At 67.3% G+C, this 13,254-nt stretch carries 13 protein-coding genes and 1 pseudogene; 6 read left to right on the plus strand and 8 right to left on the minus strand.

Features of this window, described 5'->3' with window-relative positions; translation table 11 throughout:
• Window positions 1–123 precede the first annotated feature (123 nt).
• From G3N61_RS23470 to G3N61_RS23485, 4 genes and pseudogenes are all read right to left on the minus strand, one after another.
• Window positions 124–1,038, minus strand: a pseudogene (locus G3N61_RS23470) (hypothetical protein); the annotation flags it as partial.
• Window positions 1,039–1,227: 189 nt separating this feature from the next.
• A complete protein-coding gene (locus G3N61_RS23475; protein ID WP_089452230.1) occupies window positions 1,228–1,656 on the minus strand; it encodes a GNAT family N-acetyltransferase in 429 nt (142 codons plus the stop codon).
• Between the two features lie 58 nt (window positions 1,657–1,714).
• Window positions 1,715–2,575 carry a MurR/RpiR family transcriptional regulator gene (locus G3N61_RS23480; protein WP_011354378.1) on the minus strand — a complete coding sequence of 287 codons (861 nt, stop codon included), beginning with the start codon at window positions 2,573–2,575 and terminating at the stop codon, window positions 1,715–1,717.
• A gap of 55 nt (window positions 2,576–2,630) precedes the next feature.
• On the minus strand, window positions 2,631–2,984 hold the full coding sequence (locus G3N61_RS23485) for a NirD/YgiW/YdeI family stress tolerance protein (RefSeq protein ID WP_043180091.1): 354 nt from the start codon (window positions 2,982–2,984) through the stop codon (window positions 2,631–2,633).
• A gap of 232 nt (window positions 2,985–3,216) precedes the next feature.
• Between G3N61_RS23485 and G3N61_RS23490 the strand changes: the two genes are divergently transcribed.
• Window positions 3,217–3,879, plus strand: a complete 663-nt coding sequence (locus G3N61_RS23490) for a response regulator (RefSeq protein ID WP_011354376.1) — start codon at window positions 3,217–3,219, stop codon at window positions 3,877–3,879.
• Window positions 3,876–5,252 carry an ATP-binding protein gene (locus G3N61_RS23495; RefSeq protein WP_043180096.1) on the plus strand — a complete coding sequence of 459 codons (1,377 nt, stop codon included), beginning with the start codon at window positions 3,876–3,878 and terminating at the stop codon, window positions 5,250–5,252. Before G3N61_RS23490 ends, G3N61_RS23495 begins: the two co-directional genes overlap by 4 nt.
• Window positions 5,253–5,397: 145 nt before the next feature.
• Here G3N61_RS23495 and G3N61_RS23500 read toward each other — a convergent pair whose 3' ends face one another.
• Window positions 5,398–5,955 carry a hypothetical protein gene (locus G3N61_RS23500; RefSeq protein ID WP_155291824.1) on the minus strand — a complete coding sequence of 186 codons (558 nt, stop codon included), beginning with the start codon at window positions 5,953–5,955 and terminating at the stop codon, window positions 5,398–5,400.
• A 135-nt stretch (window positions 5,956–6,090) separates the two neighbouring features.
• Between G3N61_RS23500 and G3N61_RS23505 the strand changes: the two genes are divergently transcribed.
• The 3 genes from G3N61_RS23505 to G3N61_RS23515 all read left to right on the plus strand — a co-directional run bounded on the left by G3N61_RS23505 (window position 6,091) and on the right by G3N61_RS23515 (window position 7,713).
• Window positions 6,091–6,537, plus strand: a complete 447-nt coding sequence (locus G3N61_RS23505) for a MarR family winged helix-turn-helix transcriptional regulator (RefSeq protein WP_043180100.1) — start codon at window positions 6,091–6,093, stop codon at window positions 6,535–6,537.
• A 34-nt stretch (window positions 6,538–6,571) separates the two neighbouring features.
• Complete coding sequence (locus tag G3N61_RS23510; RefSeq protein WP_043180104.1) at window positions 6,572–6,940, plus strand: antibiotic biosynthesis monooxygenase family protein; 369 nt, start codon at window positions 6,572–6,574, stop codon at window positions 6,938–6,940.
• Between the two features lie 572 nt (window positions 6,941–7,512).
• Window positions 7,513–7,713 carry a membrane protein gene (locus tag G3N61_RS23515; protein ID WP_043180118.1) on the plus strand — a complete coding sequence of 67 codons (201 nt, stop codon included), beginning with the start codon at window positions 7,513–7,515 and terminating at the stop codon, window positions 7,711–7,713.
• A 479-nt stretch (window positions 7,714–8,192) separates the two neighbouring features.
• Here G3N61_RS23515 and blaPEN-bcc read toward each other — a convergent pair whose 3' ends face one another.
• Entirely contained in the window at window positions 8,193–9,140 is a 948-nt protein-coding gene (blaPEN-bcc, locus tag G3N61_RS23520) for a PEN family class A beta-lactamase, Bcc-type (RefSeq protein ID WP_205823709.1), read from the minus strand.
• Between the two features lie 128 nt (window positions 9,141–9,268).
• Between blaPEN-bcc and penR the strand changes: the two genes are divergently transcribed.
• A complete protein-coding gene (gene penR / locus G3N61_RS23525; protein WP_043180120.1) occupies window positions 9,269–10,159 on the plus strand; it encodes a beta-lactamase transcriptional regulator PenR in 891 nt (296 codons plus the stop codon).
• Between the two features lie 498 nt (window positions 10,160–10,657).
• On the opposite strand, the gene G3N61_RS23530 is transcribed toward penR, so the two are convergent.
• Together G3N61_RS23530 and G3N61_RS23535 are read right to left on the minus strand one after the other, a co-directional pair.
• Window positions 10,658–10,909: a hypothetical protein gene (locus G3N61_RS23530; RefSeq protein ID WP_011354368.1), complete on the minus strand. Its 252-nt coding sequence runs from the start codon at window positions 10,907–10,909 to the stop codon at window positions 10,658–10,660.
• A gap of 96 nt (window positions 10,910–11,005) precedes the next feature.
• Complete coding sequence (locus tag G3N61_RS23535; RefSeq protein ID WP_205823710.1) at window positions 11,006–13,228, minus strand: amylo-alpha-1,6-glucosidase; 2,223 nt, start codon at window positions 13,226–13,228, stop codon at window positions 11,006–11,008.
• Window positions 13,229–13,254: the final 26 nt, after the last annotated feature.

The raw sequence follows: 13,254 nt of genomic DNA on the forward strand, positions 1-13,254 counted from the left end.
CCTCGCACGTGCCGCCACGCGGCGCCTGCGTCGATCCGTACCAGCGGCCCGCACGACGGGCCGCGTTGACGCGCGGGGCGCCCGTTTACTGCTTCGGGTGCGCGTCAGCCCACGCCTTCACGGCGGCTCGTTCGGGTCGCCGCCATGCGCGAGCAGCAGTTCGAGCGCGCCTGCGTCGCGCATGTCGAACGCGCGCCGCAACGCATTCGTGCCGCCCACCCGCGCGCCGTGTTCGAGCAGCAGGCGCGTGCAGGCCGGATTTTCCACCGAGTGATACAGCGATTCGCCGTCGTTCGGATCGGCGCCGGCCTCCAGCAGCATGGCGGTGAGCACCGGATCGCGATTGACGCCCGCCGCACCGTACAGCGCCGACAGCGGCTCCGCTTCGTCGGGCGCGGCGAGCGACGCCGGCGGAAAGCGGTTGCCGATCCGCTGGTTCGGATCGGCGCCGGCATCCAGCAGAAGACGCGCGCAGGCGCGCAGCCTGTCGGCAAACTCGGAAAGCTGCGCGAGCCGCGAATGCGTGACGGCGACCAGCGGCGGCAGCTTCAGCACGCCACCGGCGCGCGCGATCCAGCCGGGATCGGCGGCCAGCGCCGCCTTCACCGCGTCGAGATCGCCGGCCGCGCATGCGACCGTCGGATCGCCCGCAACGAGATCGGGATGGTCGCGCAGCAGTTGCACGGCAACACGTGGCCGGGGGGCGTCGTAGCCGCCGGTCACGTCGCCGCCGTACGCCAGGTCGAGCCAGCGCCGGATCAGTTGCGACCGCGGTTGCCCCGCCAGCGCATGCGTTTCGACGAACGCGCCGAGATCGGCCCATGACGCAAAACCGTACTCGCGCGCAATGCAGGATTGCGCGTCGTGCAGCCGGAGCCCGAGCGCGCGCGTTTCGTCGTGTGTGCGGTGCGCGGCGGCAGGCAGAAACCGGATGAAGCGCGCGACGGCATCGGCGTCGCCCTGCCGATACAGGCGCAACAATGCCTTGGCCTGCTTTTTCAGATGATCGGAATTGGCCCTGGGGGGCAGCTTTTTCATGCGAATCCTCGTGCAGTATTGGCCGAAGGTCCGCAATACCGCCAGCACAAAGGACAGGTGGAAAGCTGAATTTGCTGCGACAGGTGGGTTCAACCCTTTCCGCGGACCCGGAAGCGACCTGCATCGCTGACCGGTATCCTAGGCGACGGCCGGCGACCTCGTCAACCGCGCCGCGCCACGCGGCGGCGCTCAGCCCGCGGCCAACTTCTTGGTCAGGAAAATGCGCGAGTGTCCGGCTGGATAATCCGGCAGTTCGCCGAAGCGGACATAGCCGCGTTTCTCGTAGAACGGCCGCGCCTGGAAGTCGAACGTGTCGAGCCACGCGCTGTGGCAGCCGCGCGCGACGGCTTCCGCCTCGGCCAGGTCCATGATGCGGGTGCCCGCACCCTGGCCGCGCGCGGCCTCGGGCACCACGAGCAGGTCGACGTGCAGCCAGCCGTACGCGGTACTGCCCCACAGGCCACCGACCACCGCGCCTTCGCCATCGGTCACGACCACGGCCAGCGAACGGGCATCGATCGGGCCCGCCTGGCTTTCGTTGAACCGGATGAGCGGCGTGACGATCTGCTTGCGAACGTTCGCGTCGCCCGCGTCCGTCACCTCGTATGTGAACGTCATCGGTTGAATCCGCTTGAATCGAAAATGACAAGGAAGCGTTGAAACCGCACGTACCGCGTCAGACGACGTAAGCGCCCTTCGCGTGCAGTTCCGCTTCCGTGCGTTCGAGCGCGGCGATCGCATCGCTGCCTTCGAGCGCCAGCAACTGCGCGACCAGCGCTTCGGCCATCGCATGCGCGGCCACCAGCGACGGGAAGAACGACGGGCTGTCGTGCGTGAAGATCAGCTGCGCATCCGCGTGCAGCGCGATCGGCGACACCGCGCTGTCGGTGATCGCGACGATCCGGCTGCCCTGCGCCTTCGCGGCCTGCGCGACGCGCGTCGCTTCCGCCGAATACGGCGCGAAGCTGACGACCACGGTCACGCTCTGCTTCGCGATCGTCCGCAGCTCCATCTCGAGCGAACCGGCGACGCCGTTGAGCAGCGACACGGTCGGGCGGAACAGCCGGTAGCCGTACACGAAACCGAACGCGACCGGATAGCACGAGCGAAACCCCGCGACGTGCACATGCGACGCCTTGCGGATCAGTTTCGCGGCATCGGCGAGCGCGTGCTCGTTCTGCGCGGCGGTGGCCGACAGGTTGTGTTGTTGCGCGGCGAGCAGGTCGTGCGCGAGCGACGCCTTCGCGTCGGGCCGCACGAGCGAACGCGCCCGCTGCGTGAGCGGCTCGGGGCGCGTGCGCACGCGCGCGACGCACAGGTCGCGCAGCTCGTTCCAGCCGGGGAAGCCGAATTGCTGCGCGAGCCGCACGAGCGACGCGGGCTGCACTTGCGCGCGCTGCGCGACCTTGCGCATCGACGAGGTGGCGACTTCGTCGGGATGATCGAGCAGGAAGGCAGCGCCCGCCTGGAATTGCGGGCTCAGCTCGGAAAATTGCGCCCGGATCCGGGACGCGAGTTCGTCGAAATTGGCGGCCATCTTGGTGGGAACGGGAACCGGTCGTCCATGGTATCACCGGCCCCGCGCGCACCGGTCAGCGCAGCACTTCGACGTGATCGGCGTCGACCTTCACGCTGCCCGACCATTTGCGCTCGAATTCGCCGGTCACCTTCACTTCGTTCTTGTCGCTGACGGGCTGGCCGGCCGCCCACAGCTTGTGGTCGATCTCGACGCGGATCGTGCCGGTCGCATCGGCGAATTCGTAATCCTCGCCGCCGACATGCTTGACGATGCGCCCCTGCAACTGCACGTGCTGGTCGTCCTTGCCGTTCGCGAGCAGTTCCTTCACGGTGGTCGTGCTCAACGCGGACGGCCCCGTGTATTGCGCGTAGACGGCGGCGGGCAGCGTGGCGAGTGCAACCGTCAGGATTCTGGCCAGGTGTTTCATGATTTCGGTCCTCTTCTTCGATGTGACGCCGCGCCCCGTTGAACGCGACGGCGCCAGATTACGGACCGTAAGATTAAGCAAACCTGAAGGCCGCGCCGAGGCGACACGGTGCCGCATTGGACGAGTACGAAAGCCCGCCGCGCGCCGCCCGCATTTAAGGTCCGCCTAAGACACGTGCGCTTATCATGGGAACCCCGGGTGCCACGGCACCCCGTTGAAGAGGCACCAATTCATGCGCGTATTGCTCGTCGAGGACGATCCGCTGATCGGCAGCGGGCTCGAACAGGGCCTCAAACAGGAAGGCTTCGCGGTCGACTGGGTGAAGGACGGCGACGCCGCGTCGCTCGCGCTGCGCGCGACCGGCTACGGCCTGCTGCTGCTCGATCTCGGGCTGCCGAACCGCGACGGCCTGTCCGTGCTCGCCGCGTTGCGCCGCCGCGACGAAAACCTGCCCGCGATCATCATCACCGCGCGCGACGGCGTGCCCGACCGCATCGCGGGCCTCGACAGCGGCGCGGACGACTATCTCGTCAAGCCGTTCGAGCTCGACGAACTGCTCGCCCGCATCCGCGCGGTCAACCGCCGCCACGCGGGCCGCGCGCAGACGACGCTCGTGATCGGTCCGCTGCGGCTCGACCCCGTCAAGCACCTGGTCTGGCTCAACGACGACGAAGTGCCGCTGTCGCCGAAGGAGTTCGTGCTGCTGCACGAGCTGATGCGCGACCCGGGCGCGGTGATTTCGCGCGAGCAGTTCGAGGAGCGGCTGTACAGCTGGGGCGAGGAAATCGAGAGCAACGCCGTGCAGGTGCATATCCACAACCTGCGCAAGAAACTCGGCCACGACATGATCCGCACGGTGCGCGGCGTCGGCTACCGGATCGGTGACGGCGCATGACGCACATGCAACGCGCGGTCGTGCGCTGGCGCCGCGCGTCGCTGCGGCGGCGCCTGCTGATGTGGCTGCTGCCGGCCGCCTGCGTGATCGGCCTCGTTGCGAGCGCAGGCACCTACTGGGGCGCGCTGCGCGAGCTCGACGACCTGCTGGACGACCAGATGCGCAGCATGTCGAAGCAGATCGTCGTCGGCCCGAACGGCGAGCTGTCGTTCAGCAACCACGCCAACGGCAAGCATGGTTTCGAAGCGAGCGACCCCGACGCCGTGCTGCTGCAGGTCTGGCGCAACGGCACGCTCGTGTATTCGACCGACCGCGATTCGAAACTGCCGCCGCCCGCGCAGAAAGGCATCGCGAGCGTCGACGTCGGCGGCCAGCCGTGGCGCACCTATGTGACCGAGCGCGGCGGCACGACGATCCGGCTCGCGCAGGCACGCCATGCGCGCTGGGAAGCGATCGCGGCCATCGCCGTACACCTGCTGTGGCCGGTGTTCTCGATGCTGCCGCTGCTCGCGATCAGCCTGTGGTTCGGCATCGGTGCGGGGTTGCGGCCGCTGCGCACGATTGCATCCGGCCTCAAACGCAGGAATGCGAATAATCTGGAACCGGTCGACGTCGGTGCGATGCCGAACGAAGTCCGTCCGCTCGCCGAAGCGATCAACGATCTGCTCGCGCGCCTCGACCGCTCGTTCACGCTGCAGCGGCACTTCATCGCCGATGCCGCGCACGAATTGCGCACGCCGATCATGGGGTTGTCGATCCAGTCGCAGTTGCTGCGGCGCGCGTCGACCGCCGAGGAGCGCGAGCACATCCTCGCGCAGATCCAGGCGGGCACGACGCGCCTCGGCCACCTCGCCGAGCAGCTGCTGACGCTCGCGCGCCTCGAACCCGATGCGCAGGCGGCCGCCTCTGCATCGACGCCCGTCGATCTCGCCGCGCTGTGCCGGTCGGTGGTCTCGGATCGCACGCGCGTCGCCGACGCGCACCGGATCGATCTCGGCGCGATCGTGTCGACGCCCGTGATGACGTCCGGCAATGCCGACACGCTGCGCGTGCTGCTGAACAACCTCGTCGACAACGCGATCCGCTATGCCGGCGACGGCGCGCGTGTCGACGTGTCCGCGCGGATCGACGGCACGACGCCCGTGCTCGAAGTCGCCGACGACGGCCCCGGGATCCCGGAAGCCGAACGCACCGACGTGTGGGAGCGCTTCTATCGCGGCGAGGGCGCGCAGGCCGTCACGTCGTCGGGCAGCGGGCTCGGGCTGTCGATCGTCAAGCGGATCGCCGAACAGCATCGCGCGACGGTCGCGCTCGGCACCACGCGCGGCGGACGCGGGCTGACCGTCACCGTGCGCTTTCCGCTGCCGGCCTGACGCGCGGGCGACGCACGGCTTTTCCACAGATTGTGTTGGCAAGCTTGTGGACAACCTTCCATTAACGGCATCAAGCCATTGATCGGAAAGGGTTTGTCAGGGGTGCGCGGCAAATGCGCCAGCCGGGGGCCGCGCCGCGCCCGGATCAGTTGTCGGTGACGATCCGCTCGACCTGCAGGCCGGTCGACGTTTCGAGGATGCTGGCGTGCTCCCTCACGACGCAGAACAGGCGGCCCTTGGGATAGTCGTCCGGCCTTTGCCGGGTCCGATCCTCGGTGTGAACGATCACGGTACCGTTGAGCGGATACGCGCCAACGTGTTCACCCATGAAATAGAGCTGACCGTTCAACTGGTAATAGCCATTCCCGAGGTACCAGAACGAATCGCTCCCCGTCGCGATCCGGTCAGCGCCCAGGTAGACCCCGTCGCCCTTCCTGACGATCGGGAAGAACAGCAAACCGATTTTCGATTCGATGATCGTGTAGTGATTGGCGCGGATGTCGTCGATCACCTTGTCGCGCAGTTCGTCTTTCATGCGTTCGGTCTTGCCGAAGTACGCGGTCTCGTACCTGGCCGGGATGCACGCCTGCGCAAGCGTGCCGCATGCCAGCGCCACCCACGTCACGGCGATCGTTTTCCAGATCGTTCTCACTGATTTCTCTCCAGGTTCTTTATTGTCGGCCTGCCATCCGGCGCGGTACATCGCGGCACTTGTTACCGGTGCCGGATCGCGTCGCCAGTTTACCTACCCGCCCTCGTTCAGTGACTTTTATTCCTCACATTGACAACCAGTTGTCCATTGCGTAAAGTAGTTGTCAATTCATCACGCATCTCGAACATGACGAAATCCGCGAAGTTGACCGCCGTCGCGCTGTCCGTATTCCGGTTGAACGGCCTGCTGATCGAATGGGGCAACACCTTTGCCGGGCCGCACGGCCTGACCAGTGCGCGCTGGCAGGTGCTGGGCGCCATCTCGCTGGCGCCGGAAACCCCGAACATCCCGCAGATCGCCGACGCAATGGGCATCACGCGGCAGGCCGTGCTGAAACAGATCAACGTGCTGACCGACGAAGGGCTGGTGCAATCGCGGCCCAACCCGGCGCACAAGCGCTCCCCTTTGTACGCGCTGACGCCTCGCGGCGAGGCGGCCTATCAGGCCGTGGTCGAGCAGTGGCAACAGCATGTCCGCGACATCGCCGGCGACTTCAGTTCGGCTGACCTGGATGCGGCGATCCGCGTCCTGTCGGCGATGTCCAGCGCGCATGGCGCCGATGCACCGACGTGATGCGCTGAATCCCCCCTCACCCGAAGGAGTTCCCATGCCTCATTTCAAGCCGATGGATCCGGCCTTTCCGATCCAGCAACAGATCGCGATCGACGCGGAGCCGGTCGTCCTCGTCAACGTGTTCACGTTGGCCGCCGCCGACGAAGCGGACTTTCTCGCCGTATGGAAGGACGATGCCGAATTCATGAAGCAGCAGCCGGGATTCATCTCGACCCAGCTGCATCGCGCGCTCGGCGACAGTCCGACTTACCTGAACTACGCGATCTGGGAATCGACCGAAGCGTTTCGCGCGGCCTTCACGCATCCGGCGTTCGTCGCCAAGCTGTCGGCCTATCCGTCGTCCGCGGTCGCGAGCCCGCACCTGTTCCAGAAAGTCGGCGTGGCCGGTATCTGCACGGCGTGAGTGCACGCCCGAAGCGAGGCAACGCGTGGCATTCGCGGGGGTGTTGCGCGTCGCTCGCGCCCCCGGACTTCTCCACAGAAAATGTTGGCAAGCTTGTGGATATCCTGCGCACCGCAACGCTAAGCCCTTGATCCGATGGACTTTGGCACGCGTGATGCAGACGAGGCCCCGTTGATGGCCGCCACGTCCGCCGCGTCGCCGCAGTTCGCGTCACGACGCCACGACGATGCACGCCGCAGTCGGCGCACACGTGCCCGCCCTGCGCGGCGCCACTTACCCACAGATTTTGTTGGCAAGCTTGTGGATATCCTGCGCAAGCCTGCGCTAACCCGTTGATCGAGCTACGGTTCATGCGCGGCGTCACGGTTGCGGCAACAGGCGGCCCGGGCAGGCGCGCAGGCGGACGATCCCGCGCAACAGCAGCGCACCACCGTCGCCTTGACGCTCGCGCCCGTCACGCGTCAAGATCACGCGAGCCGCACGCGGCCGCGCATCGCCGGCTGCGCGCGACGGCTCGACGGCCCGGCCGTTCCGCCGGTGCCGTACCACGACACATCACTCCGAGGAAGACCATGGAACACTTCACCGCGTTGCAGTGGGTCGTCTCACTCGTGCTCGTCGCCGTCGTCATCTATCCGTATGTCCGCATCGTGCGGCGTACCGGGCATTCAGGCTGGTGGATCCTGACGATGTTCGTCCCGGTCCTGAACTTCATCATGTTGTGGGTGTTCGCGTTCGCGCGCTGGCCCACCGTCGACGATCGGCAGCCCTGACCGCCGCCATCGCGGCCGCGCGGCTTGTCCACAGATTGTGTTGGCAAGCATGTGGATAGCCTGCGCATACCCCGGGCAAGCGCTTGATCCGAAAGACTTTGTCCGCGCCGCTTCAAATGCGGCACGCGGCCGGGAAAGTGTTGCTCACACACCCGTTCGCCACGTGACGTTGCGCCTTCCGCGCGTGCGAACCGGCTTGTCCACAGATTTTGTTGGCAAGCGTGTGGATAGCCTGCGCATACCGCAGGCAAGCGCTTGATCCGAAAGACTTTGTCCGCGCCGCTTCAAACGCGGCACGGCGGCCCGCGCCGCGCCGAATGCGGCCGCGCACGGGCTTGTCCACAATTTTTGTTGGCAAGCATGTGGATATCCTGAGCATGCGTGACCTAAGTCGTTGATCGCACAACGTTTCGATGCGCCGGTCACGAGAGAGTCACGGCGTGCATGCGGATCTCGTCACGCACGCCGCGCCGCCCTGCTCAACCGAACGCCTTGGCCACGATGCGCGCGACCCCGGCAATCACGTCGTCCTTCGACTTCGCATCGGCACGCGCCTGCGTGTAGTACACGACCAGCACGATCGGCGCGCCCGACGCCGGCCAGATGACACCCGCGTCGTTCGTCGTCCCGTAGTCGCCAGTGCCCGTCTTGTCGCCGACCTTCCACCCGGCCGGCACGCCGGCACGAATCCGCTTGTCGCCGACCTTGTTGCCGCGCATCCACGTGACGAGCTGCGCACGCTGCGCGGCCGGCAGTGCTTCGCCGACCATCAGCACGCGCATGCTCGCGGCCATCGCGGCGGGCGTCGTCGTGTCGCGCAGGTCGCCCGGCAGCGCGGTATTCAGTTCGGTCTCCCATCGATCGAGCCGGAACGCATCGTCGCCGATCGAGCGCGCGTAGGCGGTCACGGCCGACGGGCCGCCGATCAGCTTCATCAGCAGGTTCGCGGCCGAGTTGTCGCTGTACTGGATCGCGGCCTCGCACAGCGCGGCGACCGTCATGCCCGCATCGACATGCTTCTCCGTCACCGGCGAATAGTTGACGAGGTCGGCCTTTGCGTACGTCACGCGCTGTTGCAGCAATGCCGGACGGTCGACGCTCTGCGCGAGCACCGCCGCACTCAGCATCGCCTTGAACGTGCTGCAGAACGGGAAGCGCTCGTTGACGCGATGCTCCGCGCGCCGGCCGCTCGCGGTGTCGATCGCGCACACGCCGAGACGGCCGCCCGCGTCGCGTTCGAGCGCAGCCAGCGCCTCGACCATCTCCGCATCGAGCCAGGCGGCCGTGGCCGCCGCGGCCGCCGCGGTGGCCTCGCTCGCCGGGTCCGGTGCGGCGGTCTGCTGCGCCGCGCACGCGGTGGCGGTCAAAACGAGCGGCGCCGTCGCGGCAGCCAGCAACAGGGTTCGACGTTTCGGTGAATGGGTCATGTCGGTTGTCTTGTGGTGGAATGAAGGCGAAAAGGTGATAAAAACGCCCGGCCGGCGAGACAGCACTATCGACACTTTACGGTTACCTGACAAGCAACGATAATTGAGCGCTGACAATAGAAATTCTTATGACTAAGCTCCGCCCTCATCTTCCGCTCAATGCGCTGCGCGCGTTCGAATCGTCGGCGCGCCACCTGAACTTCACGCGCGCCGGCCTCGAGCTGAGCGTGACCCAGGCCGCGGTCAGCCAGCAGGTGCGTTCGCTCGAGGAGCGGCTCGGCTGCACGCTGTTCATACGGCTGCCGCGCGGCCTCGGGCTCACCGACGAGGGGCGCGCGCTGCTGCCGGTACTGAGCGACGCGTTCAGCCGCATCGAGACGGTGCTCAAGCAGTTCGACGGCGGGCGCTTCCGCGAGGTGTTGACGCTCGGCGTGGTCGGCACCTTTGCCATAGGCTGGCTAATGCCGCGCTTGAAGCAGTTCGGCGATACGCACCCATTTGTCGAGCTGCGGCTGCGAACCAACAACAACGTCGTCGATCTCGCCGCCGAGGGCCTCGACTTCGCGATTCGTTTCGGGGAAGGCAACTGGCCGACGACGCGCAACGAGCGCCTGCTCGACGCGCCGCTCACCGCGCTGTGCGCGCCGGATATCGCGCGGCGCCTCGCGCAGCCGGCCGATCTCGCGAACGAAACGCTGCTGCGCTCGTACCGCACCGACGAATGGCTCGGCTGGTTCGAGGCCGCGCAGCTCGCACCGTGGGCGGTCAACGGTCCCGTGTTCGATTCGTCGCGGCTGATGGTCGAGGCCGCGATGCAGGGCGCGGGCGTCGCGCTCGCGCCGGCGCGCATGTTCGCGCGCGAACTGCAGCTCGGCCTGCTCGCACGGCCGCTCGACATCGACGTGTGCGCCGGCGGCTACTGGCTCACCTCGCTGAAGTCGAAGCCGCTCACACCGGCCATGACGCTCTTTCGCGACTGGATCGTGGCCGAAGCGGCCGAGACTGCGCAGGCCGAATGACACGGCCCTGCTTGTCCACAGAAAGTGTTGGCAAGGATGTGGATATCCTGGGTACCCGGGACCTAAGCCCTTGATCGCGCACGAATTAGCGCACCGACGCAGACATCGGGCAGCCCGTGTGCACGGGCTTCGCACGCCGGCCTCCGGCACGCCCGATCCTCAACTGTCACGACGCAATCGATTGCGAGTTATCCACAGAATATGTTGGCAAACCTGTGGATATCATTCCCGTGCGACGCGTAACACCCTGATACAAAAGGGGATTCAATACACGAACCTTACACGGTCAACCGTGTGGCAGCGCACGCGCTTTCGCACGGCCCGCGCCGCGCACCCGGCCGGAGGCCGGCCGGTTCTCCACAGATTGTGTTGGCAAGCTTGTGGATATCCTGCGCATCGGCCGCCTAACTCATTGAGCGCACGGGGTTTTGTGCTTCTTCTGCAGAATCGGGCAGCACCGGCGCAGCCCGTGCGGCAAGCGCCGGCGCCATCCGCGCATCAATGCCGGTCAAGCCCGCCGCGCAATTCGCTCGCCTTGTCGCGCAGCGCCTCGTAGCCGGAGCGTGCATGCTCGGGCAGGTCGGGATCGCCGATCAGCGCGCCGAGCGTTTCGATCAGGCTGAACAGGATGCCCTTCGCCGCGCCGACCGCGATGCTCTGCGATTCGATCGACTTGTGCAGGTGGTCGACCGCCGCTTCCAGATTCTCGAGCTTGTGCTCGCTGTCGTCGGGCCGGTTGTCGGTCGTCATCGTCTACCTCCGCCATCGTTCAAGGGTCATGTCACGATTCTATGCCGCTGCGCGCGAACGTGGCGCGACATCGCGCAACGTTCGCGCAGCACCACGTTACAGCACCGCGACCACCTTCACGCGGCCCGGCTGCTCCGCCGACGCGACCACCTGGCCGTCGACGCGGCGGAACGTGAGCGACACGGTTTCGTCGCCGACGCGCAGCGCGTCGATCCGCAGCCAGTCGACGCCTTCCGGCAGCGCCGGGCGCTCGACCCGCACCTCGTGGCGCGACGCGTCGATGCTCACGCCGAGGCAGGCCTGCAGCATCATGAACGGCGCGCCGGCCGCCCACGCTTGCGGCAGGCAGGCCACCGGATAAGCGGTCGGCGGTTCGCCGCGCCGGCGCGGGAACCCGCAGAACAGCTCGGGCAGGCGCATCTCGAAGCTCACCGCCGCCTCGAACAGCGCGCGCAGCAGGTTCACCGCGGCCGTCTTGTCGCCGTAGCGCGCCAGCCCGCGCGCGATCAGCGCATTGTCGTGCGGCCATACCGAGCCGTTGTGATACGCCATCGGGTTGAAACGCGGCTGGCCGGCCGCGAGCGTGCGGATACCCCAGCCCGTCTGGAACAGTGCCGAGCCGAGCACACCGGCGACCGCCGCGCCGCGCTCGGCATCGGGCAGCCCGAACGCGAGCAGGTGGCCCGCGTTCGATGCGAACACGCGGCACAGGTCGCCATGACCGTCGAGCGCGATGCCGTAGAAATCGCCTTCCGGCATCCAGAACAGCGCATCGACCTGTTCGCGCAGCGTCTTCGCGCGCAACGCGTAGCGCGTGGCGTCGGCCGCGTGGCCGCGCCGGTGCGAGCACATCGACATCGCATCGAGCGCCGCGCACGCATACGCCTGCACTTCGACGAGCGCGATCGGCCCGTCCGGGAAGCGGCCGTCCGCGTGGAACACCGAATCGTGGCTGTCCTTCCAGCCCTGGTTCGCGAGGCCGCGCTCCGACGTGCGCTGATAATCGAGCAGTCCGTAAGGATTGCGGTCGCACTTGTCGATCACCCATTGCGCCGCGCGCTCGAGCGCGGGCCACAGCTCGTCGATCAGCGCATCGTCGCCGGTGCGTTCGACATACGCGCCCGCGAGCACGATGAACAGCGGCGTCGTATCGACACCGCCGTAGTACAACGCGAACGGCACTTCGCCCGTCGCGGCCATCTCGCTGCGGCGGAACTCGTGCATGATCTTGCCGGGCTCCGCGTCGCGGAATGCGGACGTCTCGCGCGCCTGGTGCTCGGCCAGGAACCGCAGCACGCCGCGCGCGAGCGACGGCTGCAGCCACAGCATCTGCAGCGACGTGATCACCGCATCGCGGCCGAACGGCGTGGAAAACCACGGAATGCCCGCATACGGGTACGGCCCCGTGTCCAGCTGTGTCGTGAGCAACCCGAGATCCGCGAGCGAACGGTCGAGCCACGCGTCGAACAGCGGATTGCCGGTGTTCACGCGCGCCATCGATTCGCGTCGCGCGCGCATTTCGCGGTGCACGCCGACGAGCGCGGTACGCAGCGCGACCCGGCCGCACCCCGGTGCTTCCGCATGCACCGGGCCGAGCGTCGCATCGACGGTCAGGTAGATCGACACGCAGGCCTGCGCGGCGATCGTCAACGTGTAGTCGGCACGATCGACCGACAGCGCGTCGGGCGCCGGCGAGAAATGCACGGTCACGTTGCGCTCGACACGGTCGAGGCCGTCGTAGCGCAGCCGCACCGCACCCGCGTCGACGCGCGGAGCAACGACCGTGCCGCGCTTCGGGCGCTGCGTGCCGCGCACCTCGAACATGTCCTTGAAATCGGCCGCGAACGACAGCGACAGCGGCACCTCGGCTTCGCTCGCGCCGTAGTTCGTCAGCGTCAGCGCCTCGTAAAGCACGTCGCCCGCGAGCACGCGCATCCGCTCGATGTGGATCACCCCTTCCGGCGTTTCGTGGCCGCCGAGCGGCGGCAGCGGGCGGTTCGTCAGGTGTGCGGTGAACGATGCGTTGTCGGCGCTCGTCGCACCCGACAGCAGCGACGGCGCGCGGCCGCCGAAGGTCAGGCGCCACGTCGACAGCACGCGCATGTCGTCGACGAACAGGCCGTCGTCGTGACCGCCGATGTCGCCGAGCGCATCGCTGACCACGAACGCGTCACCGGATTTCAGGACGTACTGGTTGTTGCGCGCCAGTGCCTGCGGATCGGCTTCGGGCGCGATGAATGCGGGGACCGACGCTGGGGTCGGGGCAGCAGGCGCGGCTTGCGGCGCCTGGGTCGTCGTGGCTTCAGCGTGATTCGGCATCGATGCTCCTGTGTCGGGTCGCAACG

It is taken from the genome of Burkholderia sp. Ac-20349, assembly GCF_017104865.1.
Lineage (GTDB): Bacteria > Pseudomonadota > Gammaproteobacteria > Burkholderiales > Burkholderiaceae > Burkholderia > Burkholderia aenigmatica.